Genomic DNA, 22,513 nt, shown 5'->3' on the forward strand with positions numbered 1-22,513 from the left:
AGGAAAGCGAACTGCACCGTCTCTTAGCCGTTATGGAAGTGGGGGAGAGGGTGGAAACATCGCCACAGACGCGATCGTGGGGTAAAACGCTCTGTAGCGACATACCGATGATAGGGTGATAACCACCTAACCATGCTGCAGTCGTTTGCAGCGTCGAAGTGAACATCTTGTCGAGCCGAAGTTAACCAACTCACCGACGCCGCAGAATCTATCCCAGCACAGAACCACCGCAACGCCGAACAATCACTCGAGGTTTCCCACCCGACCTCGAGTTGTGCGTTCTCGATGAGAGGGCATTTATCGTCGGATCCGACAGTGGTTTTTGAATCCTGACTAGCAGTCCGTGCGATTCACGGGACGCTCAATTGTTGCTGGCTAGTTCAGCACTTCAGGCCAGTTGGAACTCTCCACTGCTTCATCCGCCGGACTGAAGGTGCTGCCTGTCTCTCTATTAGAGAAGACCCAGTATAATGGAAATTTCTGAAAAACTACTGTGTGTATTTAGTGCCGGGGTCGAAGAGCAAGGCGACTCATACGTAATCGAAGTCCCGAAACGCGAACTCAGGGATGGTGATGTGGAATTAGACAAAGTGTACCGAACAGTCCTCTCTCAAACTCACTCATCGACTACAGATTCAGACAACCGATCAGAGCAAAACCAGGAGTCACCTAAAACCTCCCATCCTGAGCCGCCGGCCACGGAAGGCGAAACACGGACCCTCGAAATCGAGGACATCGGGGAACAGGGCGACGGCATTGCTCGTGTCGAATGTGGATACGTGATCATCGTTCCCAGTACGAAGCGGGGAGATCGTGTCAAGGTCGAAGTCACCGACGTTCGGGAGAACGTAGCCTTCGCCGAAATCCTCGAGCGCGAGGATCCGTAATACGTCAACGAAAACTCGATTCGAAACTCCGAGAGTTCCGATTGGGCTATGTTCTGGCCTGCTGAGATCGACTCGGTAGGTCAGCCAAGTTTGAAGAAATTCAAGGGCTAGACAGTTAATCGAAGCAGGACTGCTGTCATCGCCAGCTGGTGGACCGACACTCTTCCTCCGAGTCTGAGAACATCATATTTCGAGGAAAGGTTTCCTCCAGATGCGTTCAAGATCGCTCTAGCTATGCTCCATTTATGAAATACACCCGTCGATTTAGACGTCTGAATAAATACAGTGATTCGAATATCGGACAATTCTATCCAGGTGGTCTCTGCTTTGGACATGAGACCGACCTGAACCCCATCCGCCTAGTTCAGTTCGCTCTCCTCGAGCGGCCAGTCATTCCTCGTCTGTTTCCTCACTCCACATCGAGCTTGCCGTCCAGCCTCGGTATCTGGCCAGTTGACGCGCTGGTACTCGACAGCGTCCTCAGTGTGGGAATACTCGAGGATTTCTGCACAAGGAGCGACGTCTTCAGCAGTCGGGTTAGGACGCCCGAGGACACAACGGAGAAAACAGGTTATGCTCTATCGGTAGTCAGTTGCGCCATGATCAACCCGGGAGGGCTGGATCTTCCCGTGCTCTTCGAACTCGTGGGCGTTGAGCCGCCGCTGAAGATCGGCACTTGAGTGGACAACAAAATACGTTTCACAGACGGAACACTTGTCAACAAGCAGATCGTTTGAAGCCATACTTTTGTTCGGATTGGATGTCGTATGTCGACTTATTGCCTCGCTGCGTTTGAACTCGTCGTCTTATTGTACGTCATTTATTGGTATTTTCGATCAACATCCGTGTTGATTCCATCAAGTGTTGGTAGTCGTCACTCGTCTCTTCGAGTTTGTGATTAGCCTCAGGCAGCCAGTCAGTTGCTAACTATCAAGCGTACTTCTCAGCCTCTGATCTAACCTGCCCGTAGGTAGCTGAGAATCGATCGCCCGGCGGACAAACGTTAGCTGACGAGGCACTCAACGAGATAGTGCCTATCACACCAGATCGTTCGCTGACAGACCAGTCCCCAACCTCGAGTTTCAGTTTCACTGTGGTTGGCTCGCCTATATACAAATCCGGCTACGATACTGGCAATAGGGGGAGCGGACACACCACCACCCTGTTGCAAGTCACACGCGCTCCCTCCTTTCCACACACTGCCTCTACCAACTCATGTCCACGGCGAACCCACCATCTCTCGGTACATGCCCGTTCTGCCAAGCCGAGATCACGACGGCCAACGTAATCGTTGAATACGAAACAGAAACAGGACCAGCAGTATACGCCGAGTGCCCCAAATGCCGGGACGTCGTAAACCCGGAGTGACTCCCTCTCTATGCTATTTGAACGTGTAGACCGAGTGCTGTCCTGGACACAGCAGCCAGAAGTCGTGTACGAATGTCGCCACTGCGGAACCTCCGTGAGTGAGGACACCGAAGCCTGTCCTACCTGCGGATCAGACGCAATCGCTATGTACCGGATATCCTGATCCATGACTGAGGACTACGACCGGCTCTTGGAGGTTGTCGCGGAGAATCCAGGTGCCACTCTCGAGGAAATCACGGACCTCGCACGTGACCGCAGTATCACCAGCACCAGTGTCCCGGACCTCGTCTCGACGGCGGTCAGCAATGACGATCTTCTCAAGGCAGACGGCCGGTACTGGGTGATGCGGACAGGCAAGTACCGGTGGAACCGGTATGACCACCCCGAAACCTGACTTTCCGATTCTTCCAGGTCTGCAGTCCACCCGCTGTCCTCTTCAGAGGGATGTGCTAGTATCGAGTCCGACTGTCAACTGGTGCTGTGTCTGAATCCCAGTATAGAATCGCTGCACGATCTCGGACTGGTGCTTCGGACACGCCATCGGGAGGATAACCCCGTCCTGAACCTGGACCAGAGGATGCGGCACATTGTACGGAGCGAGACGGCAGCTAGGGCACGACACTCCGCCGGCCGGTCGATGATGCAGGAGATCGGCAGTGTCCTCGGACGTCAACCCACAGACCGATGAGAACTGCTCGAGGTGCTCATCGCAGCTGAGGACAGGGATCGTAAGCTGATCCAGGAGGAGAAACGACACCTCTTGCCCCCCGCCAGATTGGACGGCAGACTGGCACGCCTTACATCCGATAGCCGACAGCGACTGCTGGACATCAGGTGATGCCATCGTGTATCCGCGGGCCGCCACACAGGTAAGTCATGGGGTGCTACCTTTCCACGGACCGTCGCCAGGTTATCGTTCGATCACCGAGTGGTTCTCCGGCAGTCGGCCAGCTGGAATAGCACATAACGGTTATTCAGAGATGAGGTCGTCCACGTACTGGTCTTCCCAGTCGCGGCGGGCCTCGATATCTCGCGCTCCGCGCTGCGTTATCGAGTAGATGTTGGTGCGGCGGTCGGCCTCGCCTTTCTCGACTAATCCTTTGTCGACGAGCGTGTCAAAATTCGGTTAGAGCCGGCCGTGATGGATTTCCTTCTCATAGTAGTCCTCAAGCTCGTCTTTGATTGCCAGGCCGTGTGGCTCCTCGAGGAGTCCGAAGCAAGATACTCGAGAGTCTCGACAACGTTGCTACTCAGGTAGCAATTTACTGATCGAATTAGCGAAAGCCCTTAACCAACAAAGGGTGACGACTCCCCCTCGTGTGTTGGTTAAGAAGCAGTGATGCTCCCATCTTTACTGCCCAGAGATGAGTCCCTATAGCTCGAGATGCGTAGCGTGCTCAGAACGAAAGTCATCTCGAGATATTCTCCCGCTCAAATCACAAAACGACAGGGTGGGGGAACAGTAGGTGGGATGCTGGTGCAACGACTCAGCAGCGAAGGAAGGGGGGAGACGTTCCTTCAGCTGACTGGCAACTGGAGATTGCACCTATGCCCTTGCGGGCACTCGATATCATGGCCTGAAGGGATATTGAACGCATAGATTGTGGAGCCAAATTAGAGAATGTTAACGCGAATTAGTGGACTGTTCTTCGCTATCCAGACGCTACCGAACTAACAGGTAATACGTTCCAAATCGCTAGTCGTTCGCTGAACGATCTTTCTCGTTGTCGGTGAGCAACCCGAGGAACCGTTTGGTCTCACACCCATCGTAGACATTAGAAATGGTTGCTCATTTCTGAAATAGAGGATTGACCAAGAGCGGTATCGATCGCTGTTGTCAGTTCAGCAAGCGAATCAAAGAACCGGCACTGTCTAGTTGAGCCAGTTTGAGAAGTGAGCAGGCCGTTGAGTTGATTTGGATTAATGCTCGCAGACCTGCTCAGCGAGAGCTACGATGCGGATTTAGAAGAATCTTGGGAGAACGAGCGGACGGCGACGCCCGTCAGGGTATTCGCCGTCCGTCTCCATCAGACCGGTTGTTCTCTTCGGGAGACAACAACGATTCTCGCTGAATTAGGCGTTGAGCGCTCTCACGGAGCGGTCTGGAACTGGGTACATCGGTTGGCTGACAGCGGGCACGACCCGCCTGAGGCCCAGCCGAAGCGGGTCGCGGTTGACGAGACCGCTATCAAGATCAATGGCGAGTGGTCTTGGTTGTACGCTGCAATAGACACCGAAACGAAGCTGATTCTCGATGTCGCGTTGTTTGGTCGGCACGGAACCGATCCGGCAGCTGCGTTTCTGCATCGACTCGACGAGAAATACGATCTCTCCGACACCGTATTTCTCGTCGATCAATTCGGCTATCGGACTGCCCTTGCTCGATTAGGGTTGTGCGGTCGGGTCAACTATACCGAGCGAAACCTCATCGAAAAGTGGTTTCACACCCTCAAAATGCGCATCGACCGCTTCCACAACTCGTGGGTGGGCAGTCGGGCGAGTGCACGCGAATGGTTTGAACAATTCATGCACTACTATAACCGCCAGAGACCGCACCAAACTCTCGACGAAAAGACGCCGATCGAGGAGGTGCAGAACTAGACAGTGCCCTGAGAGCTTTCGTTTTCTCCCAGACCAATGTACATCGGTCACAGCCTGTTCTTCGACCGGTACCGTGCCACTCAGCAAGTTCGGTCTGTGTGACGCCGTTTTGTACGCAATTGCTTCTAACAACCGTTGTGTCGGCTTGTTTCCCTCGACATGTCGAGAGCATCCTGGAGTTCATCGACAGATATCTCGTCAAGATGGTCCATTTGACTACTCAACGTTTTTGGGCGGAAAGTTCTAACGATTACTACAGTACCGGAACTACCGATAGTAGTAGATGAACCTTCATAATGAGTCCGAAGGTGCAGTCAAAGGTGAGGATATCGCCGAGCAGATTAATCGCAATCCAGGAACGATTCGCAACCAAATGCAGAGTCTGAAGGCGCTTCAGCTGGTTGAGGGAGTACCTGGACCGAAAGGGGGTTACAAACCGACCGCAGCAGCCTACGAAGCCCTCGAGATCCAGCAGATGGACGAACCTGCATCAGTTCCGCTCGAGCATGATGGCGAGTCCCTCGAGGACGTTGTCATCGAAGAGATCAATCTCTCGAGTGTTCACCATCCCGAGCTTTGTCGGGCAGAAATCCACATCCAGGACTCGATCGAGGACTTTCACGAGGGAGAGATGGTTACCGTCGGTCCGACTCCACTTTCGAATCTTACCCTCGAAGGAACCATCGACGGCAAGGACGACACGAACAACGTGCTTATTCTCCAAATTGACAATATGGAGACACCAACGGAAAACTAGCTCATTGAACTGCCTGTAGCCTATCCGTCTCGTCTTGTAGTGAGTATACCGCAACGATCAAAAACACAAGCAATGACACCATGGCCAAAGAATATCAGTGGGGGAAGCGTGTGAAAGGACAATGATTGAGACACCGCCTACCGACAGGAGCAAGCCGACAGGAACTACTCCGAGAAACGAGCTCACAACCGATGTTGTCTACGAAGTCGCCAGAGTTTCGAATACGGATCCAATTGATCTGCCACCGCTCTATAATGCAATTGATCCCGATGCCCTGAACGCGCTCATCGCGGACAGCTGTGACTCTACACTTGAGTCGATTACTTTCCAGTACGATGGCTATACTGTTACCATCAGTGAAAACGGTGATATCACCGTTTCCTCAACCACATAGATTTGTGAGAGAGGATGAGCACGGCACCAACAGTCAGAGTACAGAGCAACAGTTACGATCTCAAAAGACAGTTAGTGAAGCTCCATTGCTTCGATCTGCTCCTGGTATCGATTCCGAATCGTTACTTCAGTCACCTGCGCGACCTCGGCGATTTCACGTTGTGTTTTCTTTTCGTTGCATAGAAGACTGGCGGCGTAGATCGCAGCAGCGGCGTACCCAGGCGGAGACTTTCCGGAGAGCAACCCTTGCTCTGCGGTGGTATCGATAATCTCTCTGGCTTTCGACTGGACTTCCTCACCTGAACCAATCTGAGAGCAAAACCTTGGGATGTATTCTTTCGGATCCACTGGTTGCATCTCGAGAGAGAGTTCCTGCGCGATATAGCGATACGTTCGTCCGATTTCTTTCTTGCCCACTCGTGAGACGTCGGCAACTTCTTCTAAACTACGTGGGATACCTTCCTGTCGGCAGGCAGCATACAGGCAGCCTGTCGCAACGCCTTCGATTGAACGCCCACGAATGAGATCTTCGTTCAGCGCCCGCCGATAGACAACGCTGGCGACCTCACGAGTCGACCGTGGTACGCCAAGCGCCGAAGACATCCGATCAATCTCACTGAGTGCGAACTGCAGATTGCGCTCACCAGCGTCTTTTGTTCGAATCCGTTCCTGCCATTTGCGCAAGCGTCCCATCTGGGTGCGCTTTTCCGAGGACAACGAGCGGCCATAGGCGTCTTTGTCTTTCCAGTCGATCTTTGTCGTGAGGCCCTTATCATGCATTGTTTGTGTCGTTGGCGCTCCGACTCGAGATTTATTGTTTCGTTCCGAGTGATTGAAAGCCCGCCACTCCGGTCCGTGATCGATGTTTCTCGTCTCAACAACTAACCCACAGTTCTCACAGACCAGTTCAATTTGATCATCACTCGTCGTAAGCGCGCTTGAACCGCACTCATCGCACGTTTGCTCATTCGCCGACTCCCGATCTTTTTCGACCGATCTTGATTCGCGCTGACGCGTAGCACGCTCCATACGAAAGAATCTATGTCCAGAGAGTCTTAAACCCCTGTTTTATCAATAGCAGATATACGGCCAATACGGTTCGTGCAATCCGAGCTCTTGAGTTTTCTACTAGAAGAGACCTCAGTCGAACAGATCAGCAACGTACTGGTTCTCCCGCTCTCGGTGAGCTTTGATTTCACAACGTCCACGCCGGGTGAGGTAGTAGACGTTCGTTCGCCGATCAAACTATCCTTTATCGATCAATCCTTTGTCAATGACTGTATCTAGGTTTGGATACAGACGACCGTGGTGGATCTCCTTCTCATAATAGGTCTCGAGTTCCTTAACGTGATGAGGGTTGCTTTGCTGCCTGTTGCTTTCTCAAGCCGGCTTAGCTAACACTACCTTAGGGGTGAATTGCTTTTCCCTAAACATCGTACTCAGAATCCTGATAATCAATAAGATCGTCCCACATACCGTCGCGCCTCATTGCGAAGTCAACGTTTTCTTCGTCAACGACTGTGACTCCAGTATCGAAGTTTTTCATTGGGATACCGCGTTCCATATACATCCATGCTAATTGAGTTGGGATATATCCCTGGCTATACCCATCTTGACCGGATGAGAAGTCGAGATAACCTTGTTCAATAGCTCCGAGCGTAGCATTGTTAAGATCAAAGCCACCAACGACCATCTCATCCTCAAGACCCTCGTTTTCGACAAGTGTGGCACCTGCGATTCCACCCCACTGACCAGTCCCAGCAATAACGTTGATATCTGGATTGGAACGGTAAGCGTCGTCAATCCGATTCGTTGCATCGGAAAGATCCTCACTTACGTTAAGTGTTTCGAGAACTTCAATACCATCTTGGTCTTCAAGTGCCGCCCGAATCCCTTCAGCGCGCGCTTCAAGCGCTGGATGACCTGGTACACCAATAGTTGGTTGAACCACCAGCTGCTCATCACCTATTTTTTCCTCTGCTCGTTCATGGGCTTCCAATCCAACAGCCATCCCCGCTGAGACCATATCTTGTCCAACATAAGGTTGGACGTATCCGAACTCTTCTACCATGAAATCAAAGTCCCAGTCATCGACAGTCGTATTGAAATGAATAACCGGGATATCATTGTCGACTGCTCGCATGACTGGAGATTCATACATTGGTCCATCCTGAACACTCGTCGCTAGAACAGACTCGCCTGCCTCAAGACGATCAACCGTAGTGTTCAGCATTTCGACCTGCTCCTCGTTATCGTGACTGCTTGGACCAAGGAATTCACCTGTCCAACCAATCTGATTCAGTCCATCATTGACCCCAGCGATCACTGAAGTGAAGAATTCGTCGACTACATGGCTAACGAACACCATCTCTCGTTCTTCATCGAGCGGATTCTCAAAGTCGATATCATCTTCAGTTGGTGGGGGAACGAATGGAATTCGCAATGCTTCCGGCAGTTCACCACTATCGTCGACCGGATCACCACCGGTGTCGCCTTCTGCCTCTGCTTCTGCACGAAGGTCACTACAGCCAGCTAACCCGGCAATCATCCCAGCTGCCCCGAGCTGCTTCATGAGTTTTCGTCGCGAAACCCCTAGCTCTATCGACACAATTCCGTCTTCTTGCCTAGGCTTGACATCCTCTGGCATACTCTATCTCCCTAAACAGACTCGGGCATAATAAATGTTCACATTTGACGGCTTCCAAAACGGTATTGGCTCGATACTAGGACAGTGATTACAGGATTGGAATTTGTTTGAGGCCCTCAAACACCTGAGCGAGCATAGTAGTAATAAGGCCAAACGATCCGTCGAAGCGGCCTTCTAAGAAGTACGGACGGGGATCACGTGTTATCAACTCGAGCGATAAACCGTATTCAGTTTGTAGGTCTCAAATAGACAATATTGCAGCTGCTTACCCTTCCATAATATATCCAATTCGGTTAGAGACTTTAGTACCCCTTCAGAAGGTTTTGAATCATCAAAGATTCAGACAAAATGATTAGTGTTAACAGTTTCTACCCCCGTATAGCTGTATCAGAGGTGAGATGATATCTGGACGCAGTGGAAACCACTACTTCGACGGGCCACGGTCGTGTTTGAGCCCCACGCTGAATCCTTTTACAATAGTACTTATGTATACAGATAGGATGGAGGCAAACGGCCTTTGTATACAAAGGTACTATTGTAAAGTTCTAAAATGGTAAAAGGAAGATTGCAAATCAATATACAGTGTTCGTTTGAGAGGTTCAAACAACGGTTCGCAAGTGAGGAGTAGAACGAATTACCCTCTAAGATAGCTAGACTTAAGAAGGTGCATTCAAATTGTCGTATGTGCTCGATCAAGACTCCTACAGGCTCGGTTTCGGAACGTATAGTCTGACAGACAAAGAGGGAATCAATGCAATCACAGCCGCAATCAACGCCGGCTATAGACATCTTGACACTGCTCGTCTGTACGGAAATGAGGAGGAAGTGGGTGAGGCAATACGTCGTGCGAATGTTGAGCGCAGCGAACTATTCGTCGCTACAAAGATCGCCCACTTTGAAGAACCCGAAAAGACTCCTGACTACATTCGATCCGGCGTGCAAGAGAGTCTCGACAAACTCGGTATCGAGACGATCGATTTACTTTATCACCATTGGCCTCGCGGTCAAGACGATATCAAGACGGTGCTACCCGTATTCAACGAGCTTGTCAACCAAGACATTGCCAGTCAGGTCGGTGTAAGCAATTATACGCCGAACGATCTGGACTTAGCCGATGACCTACTGGACGTGCCACTATCTGCTCTCCAAGCCGAAATGCATCCTCTTCTGCCTCAACAAAACCTCCGCGAGGCTGTGCAGGATCGCAATGCACATTTTGTTGCTTACTCCCCAATTGCTCAGGGCGAAGTTTTTGACGTCCCGGAAATAACGGAAGTCGCCAAGAAACACAGCACCAACGCAGCGACAGTCAGTCTTGCCTGGCTCCTATCGAAAGACAGTGTAATCCCCATCCCTCGGTCGAAATCATCCGAACACATTCGGAGTAATCTTGGTGCGCTTGATCTCGAACTTGACGACGAAGACATTGAACGTATTGACAGCCTCGACCAGCAGAAACGATACGAAGACCCATCGTGGATGGAGTGGGAGTAGGAGGGAAAACACGAACTAATTTGTTGTCTCTTCATTTGATTCCTGAAGCACACGCACATCCATTGAGACTCGAGTCCATGTTTTGCATTTTAGTTGTCGAGTACCATCCCAGTTTGTTGCTGACCGCTGTCCGAATACCCATTGTATATAAAACGGAGCTATTCGTCAAAATTTACGAGGTCAGCCCCGATCCCACAACAAGCATCAATGATCGTCTGGTGTCAACGCTCCCGTCATGTAGGCAACAAGATCCTCACGATCAACATTACCGTCATTATCTAGTATAGTGACGAGGTTACCTTGCCGAAGGATCGCGATCCGATCGGCTACATCCAGGACCTCCTCCATATTGTGGGTGACAAAAAGAACAGTCTTTCCAGATTCTTGAAGACTATTGATAAGATCCAAAATCTTCTGGGAGCCATCAACCGAGACCTCAGCGGTCGGTTCGTCAAGAATCACGAGATCGGGGTCAGAGATTAGAGCACGAGCAACAGCAACCGCCTGTTGCTGTCCACCTGAAAGGTCGCCGGTCGTAGCAGTTGGATCAATCTCGAATCCAATTTCCTCAAGTGCTTCTACCGACTTTTCGTTCATATATTCGCGATTAATACGTCGCAAAAGTTTCCCTGTGGGTCCGTCTTCGAGGGGCTCGCGACCCATAAAGACGTTTGCAGCAACATCGTGTTGTTTTGAAAGCGACATGTCCTGAAAGACGGTCTCGATACCCGCATCTTGTGCATCAGCTGCTGATCCCAGAATGACTTTTTCGAGTTCACCATTGCCTCCTTTGACGAAAAAGTCACCACGCGTAGCCGGGATGACCCCCGAAAGGAGCTTAATAAACGTCGATTTCCCAGCACCATTATCACCGACGATCGAGAGAATTTCGTTCTCTTGTATCTCTATGTCAATCCCATCAAGTGCGACGATACCCCCGTAATGTTTCGTCATATCGTTAGCCCTGATGAGCACGTCCTCGTTGTTAATCGTCCTGGCGGTACTAATTGAGTCCGAACCGGTAACTGTCTCGTCTGAGTCGCTATCTTCGGCCTTCGACATGGTCTAGCACGCGTGGTCCATCATATTAAATGTGCCGTCGTGTCGAGAAGAGGTGCACGGTTATTCGTTTGTCGTTAAGCGTAAAATGAAATGCTGTAGGTTCGCATCACGGTTTTCCTATTGTGTTCGGGTTCTTGCCTCTGGTAGATCGGAAAAGCATCTGAAGTTATGTTCGAATCTGCGTCTAAAGATGTATACTGTACATTCATTGTTTCTTTAATTCTAATATTAGTACAAACACCGAAGGGTTTCTTAATACATTGACTGGGTTCATTCGTGCCCAATACACCATCAGAGGAAACGGCCGAATTGAGCCTTCGGGATGAGCGCGTAGAGTACCATCTGCAAAGTAGAGAATCAGCCAAGTGTTATCTCAAGGTGATGGTGAGCGGCACCAGACACCGACACGAATCGAATTCAGCAAAACTAATCAATAAAAGAAGGATCTCAGGTTAGCAGAAGCTGGATGATTACGAAGCCGCCAACAATTCCCCAGCAGACGACCGTGCCAGCAACGGTGAACAGAGCGTTTTGGCTCGAGAATCCGAAGAGCGATTCTGCTGCCCTGTAGAGCAAGTAGAGTGCAGGTAAGGAAGCAACTACGAACGCCGCAAAGACGACCTCCAGCAGGAAGGCAAAGCCAGCGAGCACGACTGGAACGAACAATAACACTGCAGGTGCAAAACTGAACATAACTGCTTGGAGCGTAATATCGAAGTCTTCGATCGATTCCAGAGTGTTACCGACCGTGTGAACGAAGACAGCCGTGAGAAATGTGAGCCCCGAGACAATTCCGAACATTAGGACAGGCATCGTGCCAATCATTCCTGGGCCTGCATCGACAAACGCTAAGGAGAATTCCCATCCGGTCATAAGGGAGGTGACACCGACTGCAACCAGCGCAAGAGCCGTAAGAACCAATGTATTGATTGCGAGGAAAGTCAGCGGCATCTCGACTCCCCGAACGTCGGTCCGGACCTTTTTAAAGAACGAAACGGGGGAGGTGACGATCGATCCTACTGGGTCGACGTATTGTTGCTTCACCACTGAGAGTCGCGTCCGTTGGCTGGCTGCCTCAATGAAGACAGCAGCGATGATGAAGACCCCCGTAAAGATCTCGAATAGTTGAGTACCGAGTCCAGCTAATACCAGAATGTTCTCCGTTAAGGCGAACACGAGAGCGCCAAGAAGAGCGCCAAGCATGGAACCTTCACCACCGAAGAGGTTCGTGCCACCGATGACGACCGCAGCGATAACGATTAGTTCAATTCCCTGTCCGGTTGTCGGCGAGACAGCCTGCGTAAACCCAACCTGCGAAATACCGGCGAACGCCGCCAGTACAGCGACAATCATGAAGTTCGCGATCTTGACTCGATCTGTATCGATCCCGGTTCGACTCGCACTGTCAGGATTGCCGCCGGTAAACTGGGAGCGGTAACCGAATGGAGTTCGATTCAAGATGTACCAACCAGCAATTAGAAAGATACCGACCCAGACAATCTGTACGGGGAACTGGTTGATAACAGGTATCCAACCTGCTTCCCAAACACCCCCAAAGTAGAACAGTAATTGTGGATAATCAGCTGACGGAATAGATTGAGTCATATTGCCGAGGATCACTAACAGAACCCCCTGTAGAAGTGTGAGCGTACCAATCGTAACGATCAGCGATGGAAGTCCAAACTTCGTGACCAACAGGCCCTGGAAGATACCGTATATTGCTGCACCGAACAAAACCAGGAGGACAGCCAACAGAAACGGGTATCCATCTGTGTACATCGTCACTACAAGTGCACCGGCGACCCCCATCAACGAACCAACGGACAGGTCAAACTCCCCGGAGACCATCAACAGCGTCATACCGTACGCGATGATGGACACCACTGCGGCGTTTCGTACGATCCCAAGGATATTGTCTGAGGTGAAGAACACATCGGATCGAACGAGTCCACCAACCGCGATAAGCACGATCACCGCGAGTAACGCGCCGAATTCGCGGTATTGGAAGAGGTTGGTTATGGATGCTAGTCTCCGCTCTACGGGGACAGTCGCTCCCTCGCTTGCCATGGAACAACAATCCCCACCATGCAATATAAACATTTGGTTTGGCGCGAGAGCACACAGTACACAATGCAGTTACCGATGGCTTCAACGTCTATTTTGCCGAGAGCCTTCCCATTGGGCGTACGGCTGCTTGCTGAGTTCCTAATCGACCTCAAGAAGACCGACCATAGCGGTTGATCATCGAACTATTCGGAAGAGAAGCAGTACGATAGGCTAGAACCGAGATGAACGTACCGAAGACGATCCCTGTGGTCAACAGTAATCGATACTCGAACTGCTGCTAAACCGAGAGCCAAAAAGTCGAAGGTGCGTTACTCGTCTCGCTCGAGATCGGCGAGGTCCCATTCGCCGGTGATGATCGCTCCGGAATCAGGGTTATCCGGCTCAACGACTGCCTCGACCAGGGCGGGCCCGTCGTACTCGAGCGCATCGGATAGCGTCTCGGTAAGGTTCTCAGGTTTGACGACGCGCTCGGTGAACTCAACGCCGAAGGCATCGGCCATTTGTACGAAGTCGGTCCCTTCCTCGAACGGGGTGTTCAGAACGCGATCCCAGCCATATTTATTAACCTGTAGGTTCCGAATCGACTTCCAACCGTCATTGTTGAGGACGAGCCAGGTAACATCGACATCGTGCTCGACCGCACAGTCGACCTCCTGGTTACACATTAGGAAACTCCCGTCACCTTCAACGTCGACGACCTGTTTATCGGGCTGGGCTAGCTTTGCGCCGATTGCAGCAGATACGCCGAATCCCATGGTCGAGAATCCACCACAGGAGATGTTCGTTCGGGGTTCGTACACGGGGAACTCCGGATTCGTCACCTCCTGGGGCTGACCGGCGCTCGTGACGACAATTCCGTCCCGATCGAGCGCCTCTCGCAGGCTCGCGAGCGCGCGGGAGATCCCCATTGGCACCTCGTCGGTATGGCGCTCTTCTACGAGCTCGCGCCACTCAGCCCACAACTGCTGGATCTCGTCGTAGTACTCATTATCTTCGGTGTCTACTGGATCGGTCCGGTCGGCAATACCCTCGTGGAGCTGCCGCGTAACGACCTTCGCATCGCCGAGGATACCGACTTCAACCGGATAGTTCTTGCCGATCTCCTCATTATCGATGTCGACGTGAATCAGTTTACTCGGTGGAATGTCAAAACTCACGCCGTCTTCGAACGACGACGTATGGAGGTCGGAGAACCGACAGCCGATCGCGAGAACGACATCCGCGCTACTTGCGAGTTCGTTCCCGGCGGTTGATCCAATCCACCCCGCATAACCAACGAAGAGATCATGATCTTCGGGAATAATTCCCTTAGCCTGGAACGTCGGGATAACCGGCGCTTTGAGGTGCTCGGCGAGATCCTGCACTTCGTCCCAAGCTTCACCGAGCATACAGCCGCCGCCAGGAACGATAACTGGTCGATCGGCCTCGGCAAGCAGATCGGCGGCTTCCGAGACGGATTCAGGATCGCCGCCGGGGCGGCTGTGGGTACGTGTCTCCGCTGGTTCAGGGATCTCAACGTCCGCAGCGGCACCCTGCACGTCCATCGGGAGATCGACGTGAACTGGCCCTGGCCGACCTGTCGTTGCGACTTGGAAGGCTCGGCGGAGCACTCGGGGGAGTTGCTCGACATCGTTAACGACGAAGCTCTTTTTCGTAACCGGCTCCATCACGCTCGGGAAGTCGCCGGGTTTCTGGCGTTCGATCTCCTGCAGAATCCCCTGCCCGTACTCATGTGTCTGAGGTGCGCCTGTGAAGACAACCATCGGGATGGAATCAACGTAGGCGGTCGCCACACCGGTTACCGTGTTCGTTGCTCCGGGACCGATCGAGGTAAACACTGCGAGCGGGTCACCGCTCGCACGCGCGTAGCCGTCGGCCAAGTGGGTCGCTCCCTCCTCATGGCGAGGCTGAATGACCTCGACAGCCGAGTCGTTGAAAGCGTCCAGGAGGTTCGTGCTTCCGTGCCCGGGAATTCCAACGAGGTACTCTACACCTTCCTTCTCCAGATACTTGGCGATGATTTCGCCACCAGTAAGTCTTGGCATCGTCTCTATTGATAGGTTGATACGGTAGCTCATAAATATTTGCCCTCGCAGATCGTCGAACAGGCGGAATCAATGAGGATTGTGCGTACCCCTTCTGTCTCTGATCACCGACGCACCCACGAAGGATCCGTAACTAGGTCAGATGGATTCTCAAAGCGTATTTGATCGGGGCCGACAGTTACGGGTGAAGGACAATGTCGATTAGCGAATTTTCGATGGTCAAGCTCACTTAGACTGCTGCCGAACAAAGGTAACCGGGCATGGGGCATTAAGTAAGAGATCTTGTGCTGTACTGCCGAACAGGGCTTTTCCGGTCGGGCTCCGTTTCTGACCCTGAACAAACAGGATATCAGCATCAACGTCCTCGGCTAACGAAACGTACGGATCGCCGGTTTCGCCGACAGCACCACGTATCTCATAGTCGATGGATTTCTCATCAAGTCGTTTACTTATGTTACGAACTTCCTTGTTACGTTCAGCAAGTTCGTCAGGTGAGGCCTGCCCATCGAAATCAGCGAGAGCCGCATCATAGGAGGTTTCGGTGTGTGCTACGCCGATAACGATGGTCGCATCCGAAGGCACGGCAACATCAAGCGCGCTATCCACCAGTATCTCGTGATCACCGTCTGGTTTCAGTGCTACGAGAATCGTGTTGATTGGCATTACGAGTTATTAGAGGTGCTCCTTTAGTAAATAATATAGGGTCCATCGAGCAGCGATATTGTTCTGCTAAACACCGCCCAGAAGAGAGGCAGTGAGTCGATTCTACCCCTAATCGAGTCTCGCCTCAGTCAGAGTACAGTTGATATTGGACGATAAAGAAGTGCCGATTAACTTGGTGTACTTTCGTCAGAGACAACATCGCGTCTAATACAATTCAAGCGCGAAAGTCCACCAAAATAAAGAGCCGGGAGTTCCCCATTCGGTCGTTAGCTTCCTGCGCAGTCGTTGTTCCTGAATTCTCCTGGTTGCTCCGATCTAGCAAAATTCCGCTTACAGTGACGAAATTACCTCGTCGCCCATAATCTCGAAGAACTCCTTCGGATTCGGACTCGTGTTCCCGATGGCAATCCGATCGAATCCCATTTCGGCGTACTCTTCGAGTTGGCTCGCGATCGTTGCGGGATCATCGGCGATTAGGAATTTCTCTTCGATCTGTTCGCGGGTGGCCTTTTGACCTTCCTGTTCTATTCGCTTTGGGTTGTCCATCGCGCGGTCGAAGACGTTCTGCGTAGTCGCCCACCAAGGGCGAGTTGACTCAACGGCGCGTTCGTAGTCCTCGTTGTAAGACGCGATCACAAGCAGTGTCGTCTCGATAGCATCCGGATCATTCCCTTCTTCCTCAGCGTATCTTCGGACCGCAGGATATAGTCTCTCAGTGTACTCTTCGCCCTTTTTGACGGTGATGAAGCCGTCGGCGTACCGGGCGGCGAGTCGCGCCGTACTCGGTCCGTTTGCCGCGACATGAATCTCGGGAGATTGCTCGGGAAGCGTGTACAATTTCGCCTCGTTCAGTTCGAATCGATCTCCATCGAAACTCACGAACCCGTCTTCGCCGATAAGAGCAGCGTCGACCCACTCCTCATCGCCCCACAGGGCGCGAATACACTTGAGCGACTCCTCGAGTCGGTCGCGCCGTTCGGTGTACTCCGGCCAATCGAATCCTAAGGGGGTCTCATTCATCGCTTCACCGGTGCTCAGACCGAGTACTACACGCTCATCGTGCATCGTCTGAAGCGTCGCGAACGCTTGTGCGATATCCGCTGGATGATATCGACCGGCTGTCGGTGTTACGCAGGTCCCGACCGGAACATCGAACCGTTCTGTCGCGGCACCGAGCCACGACCAGGCGAATCCAGCTTCGGCGTCGGTGTGGAACCATGGATGGAAATGATCCGACGTCCAGACGAAATCAAAGCCGTTGCGTTCGGCAGCAGCACCGTATTCGAGGAGTTCAGGAGGACTGTACTGCTCTTGATGGGCCATGTAATCGATACTGACCATTGATACGTTTTCTCTAATGGATCGCACCACCAAAATCGTTGTTGTCCGAATGACTCCTCGAAAGGCAATCGTTGGTGCCTATCGATCGGCGTGCTTCCGGTGTTCCTCGACTACATCCCAGTCGAGTTCGATTCCGAGACCAGGCGAATCGGGAACTGCGAGACGGCCGTTTTGGATAAGTGGTTCATCCTGTGCGACGAGATCATCCCACCATGGAACTTCGCGGGCGTGATACTCGAGAGCAACGAAGTTCGGCACTGTGGCACCGACGTGTGCAGTCGCGACTGTCGCAACTGGACTCCCGATATTGTGCGGAATAAGGGCTTGGTAGTACCCTTCCGCCATATCTGCAATTTTCTTCGTTTCGGCAATTCCTCCCGTTTTGGGAACGTCAGGTGCAAGGAAGTCTACCGCTTGCTCCTCAATGAGGTCGCGAAAGCCGTGGCGACCATATCGGTTCTCTCCAGTTAGAAGTGCCGCGTCTGTACAACGCTTTAGTTCCCGCATTGCATCGGTATTTTCGGGCGGGAGCGGGTCCTCAACCCAAGCGAGATCGTAGGGTTCGATGGCGCGACAGAGGCGACGTGCCGTCGACGGACTAAAGTTCCAGTGGAGGTCGACTGCAACCTCCGCGTCATGCCCGATCTCCTCGGTGACCTCCTCGACGATCCGTCGCTTGTGCTCGACTTCGGGCGGGTCGAAATGTCTGGAGAGAGTATCGATTTCTCGGCCAGAGGGAACGTCGAGATCGAACTTGACAATGTCGAACCCATCGTCAACTGCCATTCGAGCAGCCTGAGCATACGCCTCGGGCTCGTAGGTGGCTTCTTCCTGTCCCTCTTCAGCAGAGGCGACCATCGCCTCCCCAGCGTGGCAGTCAGCATAAACACGGACTTCCTCACGTAGTTTGCCACCCAGCAGTTGGTACACCGGTTGGTCAAGCAATTTTCCGGCAGCGTCCCAAAGTGCGAGCTCTACACCACTGATCGCGATCGTTCCAACACCCCACTGGGATCCCCGTCCGGAGAGGCTCTCTCGCATGAGGTGATACAGCCGCTCAACGTCAAGCGGGTTCTCGCCAACGAGAACCGGACGGAGATAGTCCGTGATAATCTCGTGAACACCGGGTGAAGGATACGCTTCGCCGATACCCGTAACGCCCTCATCGGTCTTGAGAAGAACGATCGTCCACGGAAAATTCCCGTCGATGACGAGCGTTTCGATATCAGTTATCTCCGCCGTTGGTCCGTCTCGATTCGGCGTCTCGTCGAGATCAGACCACATCGTCGCTGCGAGCGTGGATGCGAAATCTTCGTACATGGATTGTATCGTGGTAGTTCGGTTGGATCCGTTTACGACTATCACGATCGTTCTGTGATCGCGTGTCGCACTATCATAGCAATTGAGAAGGGGGATGTTATAGTTTCCGGTGAAGTAGTGTTCGGTGGGAGTTGCTTTATTCAAAAGATCGGATTCACTCCGATAGAAACACGTACTAATCATGCCGCCGATATTTTTATACGTGTCGAGAAAGGACAGGAGTATACGATTCAACGATGACGACGACCGTCTACCCCGGCGAAGGGGGGACTGCACAACACCCCTACTTGGAAAACCTCCGCTGGACCAGTGGAGCGTACTGTCCCCGAACAACTGCTGAGATCCCTCTTGGAGGTACAAAATGAGTCATTTGAAAGAAGCTCTTGAAACGGGCGACTATCCCGTCGGCAACTGGCTTTCGATCGGAGACCCCGCCGTTGCAGAGGTGAGTGCCGTTCTCGGGTTCGATTTCATTCTCGTTGATACGGAACATACGACGATGAGTCTCGAGACGGTCGAGAATATTTCTCGAGCGATCGACGCACGAGATGCACCAACTGAAGCGATCGTCAGGGTTCCTTGCAACGATCAGGCACGGATTAAGCGCGTACTCGATATCGGCATCGCTGGCGTGATGGTTCCGATGGTCGAATCAGCCGATGAAGCCGAACAATTGGTCGAAGCTGTTAATTATCCGCCAGAAGGGAATCGGGGCATTGCGAGCGGTAGAGCAACAGAGTACGGTATGGAGTTCGTCGATTACGTCTCTGAAGCCAACGGCTCGATCGTTACGATCGCACAGATCGAATCCAAGACCGGCTTGGCAAACGTTGAGGAAATCGCCGCCGTCGACGGGATTGACGCACTGTTCGTCGGCCCGGCCGACTTATCCGGTGCACTGGGCGTCTTTGCTGAGTGGGGGGCAGCCGAGCTCCAGGATGCGATCGACCGCGTTTTGAAGGCTGGGAATCAACACAATACACCGGTCGGGACCCTTACTGTCTCGCAAGAACAGATCGAGGGCCGCGTCGAATCTGGCTTCGATTTTCTTATCGTAGGCAAGGATACGTCATATCTCGCCGACGGGAGCCGTAGTGCGAAGGAGCGCTACGAGAAGGCTGTCGCAGAACATACCGGACCGGTCGTTGAAAACGAGTAGCGGATTTGGCCTCTTTTAGAGTCCCTGACTACGTGGCCAAGCGTATCTGACGGAAATCCGACCGAAGGTTACGTAAAAATCAGGACAGCTATCAATAGACGGGTAGCAGCTTAGCTGTACCAGCGCTCGATCTGAATCGTTTTCTCCGTGTAGAAGTTGACCGCGTCTTCCCCCTGGGCGTGAAGATCGCCGAAGAACGACTCCTTCCGACCGCCGAAGTGGAAAAAGCCCATTGGTGCACAGACACCGACGTTGATCCCGATATTTCCGGCGTCGACCTCGTATTTATACTGGCGTGCCTCGCTTCCGGATTCCGTGTAGAGCGACGAGGCGTTCCCATACTTGGTGGAGTTGACCATCTCGATCGCTTCGTCGAGATCGTCGGCAGACGCGAGACAGAGAACCGGCCCGAAAATTTCTTCTTGGGCGATCTCCATGTCGGTCGTGACTCCCTCGAGCAACGTCGGTCCGAGGAAGTGGCCGTCCAGTTCGGCGTCGGGATGATCGAAATCACGGCCGTCGAGGACCAGTTCTGCGCCTTCGTCGAGCGCGTTATCGATCAGGTCGAGAACTCGATTCCGCGAATCAGCAGTAATCAGTGGTCCGACATCGGTCTCTTCATCGACGCCGGCACCCACAGTCAGATCTTCGGCGGCTTCGATCAGCTGCTCGCGAAGGGGATCGTAAGCGTCGCCAACTCCAACGACGACGTCGTTGGCGAGGCAACGCTGACCGGCGTTTCCGTAGACCGAGCCGATAATGTTCGGAACGGACGCTTCGACTTCCGCATTCTCGGTAACGACAGCGTAGTTCTTCGCTCCACCCTGAGCTTGAACACGTTTACCGTTCTGGGCGGCTGTTTCATATACGTGTTTGGCGATGGGTGAACTACCGACGAATGAGACACCAGCGACGTCGGGGTGCTCGAGCAGGGTGTTGACCGTATCGGCGCCACCATTGACAAGATTAACGACGCCGTCAGGGAATCCGGCCGCATCAACGGCTTCGAAGATAAGCTGTGAACTAAGAGGTACCTTTTCGCTCGGTTTGAGTACGAACGTGTTTCCGGTCGCAACCGCGTACGGCAGGAACCACAGCGGAATCATTGCTGGGAAGTTGAACGGGGTGATAGCGGTGAAGACACCCAGTGGCTGCCGAACAGCGTATTCGTCCATCTCGGGTGCGACATCCTCAACGTTTCCACTCCCCTCGCGGAACATATTGGGCATTCCGCACGCCACTTCAACGTTTTCGATACCACGACGGACTTCCCCTCGTGCCTCCTCCACAGTCTTTCCGTGCTCATGGGAGAGTGCGACCGCGATCTCGTCGATTCGATCCTCGAGTTCCGTCTTGAGGTCAAAGAGGGGTTGAATTCGCTTGGTAACCGGAGTCTGACGCCAGCTCTTGAACGCTTCGTCGGCTGTCCGGACCGCCTCATCGACCGCATCTTCCGTCGAAAACGGGACTGTCGTCAGTTCCTCGTTAGTCGCGGGATCAACAACGGGCTGTGACTCACCACCACTTGGGGTAACCCATTCTCCGCCGACATAGTTGTCGACGCTATCCGTTGCTATTGGCAAGGCAAACTGCTCTTGTTGCTCGGACATACATATAGCCGATTGTGGCACCCATATAAATATATTACGCTCACTGCGAGACTGACAAGCGAACTCGTAATAGCAGTAATGGAGAGGAGACTGGCTGAGGCTTCCATCGAGCTCAGCGGGAGTCGGTGGTACAAGCCGCATGGGACCGTCGATCATCTCAGCCGTGATTGTTTGGAAGATGCAAACAATTTTGGGGGTGCAGACGGAGCAAGAAGTATGGCAAAGCCAGACTCGCCACGGACGATCCAAGCGGTCGAGATCAATCTCAATATCATCAACTTCCTCCATGAACACGAGCGTGCCCGAATTACCGAGATTGCGAATGAGCTGGAGTGGACCAAGGGTACGATACACTGCCACCTTGCCACACTACTCGAGAACGAATACGTGGTCAGAGACGGTGAACACTACAAGCTTGGACTCCGGTATCTCGAGCTTGGAGAAAGCGTCAAAGAGCGACTTGGGGTCTACGACGTCGTTACCGACGAACTGGACGATCTGGCCGAAGAGTGTGATGAGCTGGTTCAGTTTGCAACGGAAGAACATGGACGTGCGGTCTATCTCTACAAGAAGGGAGGAGAACGCGCAGTTCAGACGGCTTCGTCGGTTGGGAAGCGGGAGTACCTTCACTGTATCTCGCTCGGAAAAGCCATCCTGGCATACTATCCCCGCGAGCGGGTTGAAGAGATCATCGACGAATACGGGCTCCCCGGGTACACGGACCAAACGATCACCAATCGGGAGGAACTCTTCGACCAACTCGAGACGATTCGTGAGCGCGGATACGCGTTCGACGACGAAGAGAAAATAGAGGGACTTCGTTGTGTCGCAGCCCCCGTCAAAGCTAGCAAGGACGAGGTTCTCGGTGCCGTAAGTATCTCCGGTCCCTCGAGCCGAATGACTGGAGAACGCTATCGCGAAGAACTTCCGGACAAAGTCACCCGCTCTGCAAACGTGATCGAGATAAACACAAAGTTTTCTTGATAGTTTGAGAGGTTCAAACGTCTATTTAGTAAGTCCTGCGAGTTCGTCGGGCACAAGATTACAATAGTACTGGTGTATTTTGAAAATCTGTTTTCATGAATCGACCACGATCCTC

Annotated in this window: 18 protein-coding genes and 3 pseudogenes; 9 read left to right on the plus strand and 12 right to left on the minus strand. The window is 52.6% G+C overall.

The window, feature by feature from the left end; genetic code table 11:
* Nucleotides 1-470 precede the first annotated feature (470 nt).
* The 3 genes from QA600_RS20160 to QA600_RS20170 all read left to right on the plus strand — a co-directional run bounded on the left by QA600_RS20160 (nucleotide 471) and on the right by QA600_RS20170 (nucleotide 2,649).
* Nucleotides 471-887 carry a TRAM domain-containing protein gene (locus QA600_RS20160; protein ID WP_278293723.1) on the plus strand — a complete coding sequence of 139 codons (417 nt, stop codon included), beginning with the start codon at nucleotides 471-473 and terminating at the stop codon, nucleotides 885-887.
* A 485-nt stretch (nucleotides 888-1,372) separates the two neighbouring features.
* A complete protein-coding gene (locus tag QA600_RS20165; RefSeq protein ID WP_278293724.1) occupies nucleotides 1,373-1,567 on the plus strand; it encodes a hypothetical protein in 195 nt (64 codons plus the stop codon).
* A gap of 854 nt (nucleotides 1,568-2,421) precedes the next feature.
* On the plus strand, nucleotides 2,422-2,649 hold the full coding sequence (locus tag QA600_RS20170; RefSeq protein WP_278293725.1) for a hypothetical protein: 228 nt from the start codon (nucleotides 2,422-2,424) through the stop codon (nucleotides 2,647-2,649).
* 576 nt (nucleotides 2,650-3,225) lie between these two features.
* Here the strand turns inward: QA600_RS20170 and QA600_RS20175 are convergent.
* Nucleotides 3,226-3,462: pseudogene (locus tag QA600_RS20175) on the minus strand (helix-turn-helix transcriptional regulator); the annotation flags it as partial.
* A gap of 716 nt (nucleotides 3,463-4,178) precedes the next feature.
* Between QA600_RS20175 and QA600_RS20180 the strand changes: the two are divergent.
* Nucleotides 4,179-4,856, plus strand: a complete 678-nt coding sequence (locus QA600_RS20180; RefSeq protein WP_278293726.1) for an IS6 family transposase — start codon at nucleotides 4,179-4,181, stop codon at nucleotides 4,854-4,856.
* Nucleotides 4,857-4,865: 9 nt separating this feature from the next.
* Here the strand turns inward: QA600_RS20180 and QA600_RS20185 are convergent.
* A pseudogene (locus tag QA600_RS20185) lies at nucleotides 4,866-5,068 on the minus strand (IS630 family transposase); the annotation flags it as partial.
* Nucleotides 5,069-5,139: 71 nt separating this feature from the next.
* Between QA600_RS20185 and QA600_RS20190 the strand changes: the two are divergent.
* Nucleotides 5,140-5,613 (plus strand): HTH domain-containing protein, encoded by a 474-nt coding sequence (locus QA600_RS20190; protein WP_278293727.1) that lies wholly within the window; start codon nucleotides 5,140-5,142, stop codon nucleotides 5,611-5,613.
* A 121-nt stretch (nucleotides 5,614-5,734) separates the two neighbouring features.
* The gene (locus QA600_RS20195) at nucleotides 5,735-6,007 is read left to right on the plus strand and encodes a HalOD1 output domain-containing protein (protein ID WP_278293728.1); all 273 of its coding nucleotides are present in this window, start codon (nucleotides 5,735-5,737) and stop codon (nucleotides 6,005-6,007) included.
* A gap of 71 nt (nucleotides 6,008-6,078) precedes the next feature.
* On the opposite strand, the gene QA600_RS20200 is transcribed toward QA600_RS20195, so the two are convergent.
* The 3 genes and pseudogenes from QA600_RS20200 to QA600_RS20210 all read right to left on the minus strand — a co-directional run bounded on the left by QA600_RS20200 (nucleotide 6,079) and on the right by QA600_RS20210 (nucleotide 8,653).
* On the minus strand, nucleotides 6,079-7,035 hold the full coding sequence (locus tag QA600_RS20200) for a transcription initiation factor IIB (RefSeq protein WP_278293729.1): 957 nt from the start codon (nucleotides 7,033-7,035) through the stop codon (nucleotides 6,079-6,081).
* A 111-nt stretch (nucleotides 7,036-7,146) separates the two neighbouring features.
* Nucleotides 7,147-7,350, minus strand: a pseudogene (locus QA600_RS20205) (helix-turn-helix transcriptional regulator); the annotation flags it as partial.
* A gap of 82 nt (nucleotides 7,351-7,432) precedes the next feature.
* A complete protein-coding gene (locus QA600_RS20210; RefSeq protein WP_278293730.1) occupies nucleotides 7,433-8,653 on the minus strand; it encodes a substrate-binding domain-containing protein in 1,221 nt (406 codons plus the stop codon).
* A 684-nt stretch (nucleotides 8,654-9,337) separates the two neighbouring features.
* Between QA600_RS20210 and QA600_RS20215 the strand changes: the two genes are divergently transcribed.
* Nucleotides 9,338-10,147 (plus strand): aldo/keto reductase, encoded by an 810-nt coding sequence (locus tag QA600_RS20215; RefSeq protein ID WP_278293731.1) that lies wholly within the window; start codon nucleotides 9,338-9,340, stop codon nucleotides 10,145-10,147.
* A 204-nt stretch (nucleotides 10,148-10,351) separates the two neighbouring features.
* Here the strand turns inward: QA600_RS20215 and QA600_RS20220 are convergent, their stop codons facing one another.
* The 6 genes from QA600_RS20220 to QA600_RS20245 form a co-directional block, all read right to left on the minus strand.
* Nucleotides 10,352-11,209, minus strand: coding sequence for an ATP-binding cassette domain-containing protein (locus QA600_RS20220; protein ID WP_278293732.1), 858 nt, complete (start codon nucleotides 11,207-11,209; stop codon nucleotides 10,352-10,354).
* Nucleotides 11,210-11,656: 447 nt separating this feature from the next.
* Entirely contained in the window at nucleotides 11,657-13,276 is a 1,620-nt protein-coding gene (locus QA600_RS20225) for an ABC transporter permease (protein WP_278293733.1), read from the minus strand.
* 308 nt (nucleotides 13,277-13,584) lie between these two features.
* Nucleotides 13,585-15,321, minus strand: coding sequence for a thiamine pyrophosphate-binding protein (locus tag QA600_RS20230; RefSeq protein WP_278293734.1), 1,737 nt, complete (start codon nucleotides 15,319-15,321; stop codon nucleotides 13,585-13,587).
* A 225-nt stretch (nucleotides 15,322-15,546) separates the two neighbouring features.
* Entirely contained in the window at nucleotides 15,547-15,984 is a 438-nt protein-coding gene (locus tag QA600_RS20235) for a universal stress protein (RefSeq protein WP_278293735.1), read from the minus strand.
* A gap of 330 nt (nucleotides 15,985-16,314) precedes the next feature.
* Nucleotides 16,315-17,325, minus strand: a complete 1,011-nt coding sequence (locus QA600_RS20240; RefSeq protein WP_278293736.1) for a TIGR03557 family F420-dependent LLM class oxidoreductase — start codon at nucleotides 17,323-17,325, stop codon at nucleotides 16,315-16,317.
* Nucleotides 17,326-17,403: 78 nt separating this feature from the next.
* Nucleotides 17,404-18,645 (minus strand): mandelate racemase/muconate lactonizing enzyme family protein, encoded by a 1,242-nt coding sequence (locus tag QA600_RS20245; protein ID WP_278293737.1) that lies wholly within the window; start codon nucleotides 18,643-18,645, stop codon nucleotides 17,404-17,406.
* A 361-nt stretch (nucleotides 18,646-19,006) separates the two neighbouring features.
* On the opposite strand from QA600_RS20245, the gene QA600_RS20250 reads away from it, so the two are divergent.
* Nucleotides 19,007-19,804 (plus strand): aldolase/citrate lyase family protein, encoded by a 798-nt coding sequence (locus tag QA600_RS20250; protein WP_278293738.1) that lies wholly within the window; start codon nucleotides 19,007-19,009, stop codon nucleotides 19,802-19,804.
* A 110-nt stretch (nucleotides 19,805-19,914) separates the two neighbouring features.
* Here the strand turns inward: QA600_RS20250 and QA600_RS20255 are convergent, their stop codons facing one another.
* Nucleotides 19,915-21,414, minus strand: a complete 1,500-nt coding sequence (locus QA600_RS20255; RefSeq protein WP_278293739.1) for a CoA-acylating methylmalonate-semialdehyde dehydrogenase — start codon at nucleotides 21,412-21,414, stop codon at nucleotides 19,915-19,917.
* Nucleotides 21,415-21,630: 216 nt separating this feature from the next.
* On the opposite strand from QA600_RS20255, the gene QA600_RS20260 reads away from it, so the two are divergent.
* The gene (locus tag QA600_RS20260; protein WP_278293740.1) at nucleotides 21,631-22,398 is read left to right on the plus strand and encodes an IclR family transcriptional regulator; all 768 of its coding nucleotides are present in this window, start codon (nucleotides 21,631-21,633) and stop codon (nucleotides 22,396-22,398) included.
* Nucleotides 22,399-22,513: the final 115 nt, after the last annotated feature.

Origin of the sequence: Natronococcus sp. A-GB1 (genome assembly GCF_029688845.1) — an archaeon.
Taxonomy (GTDB): domain Archaea; phylum Halobacteriota; class Halobacteria; order Halobacteriales; family Natrialbaceae; genus Natronococcus.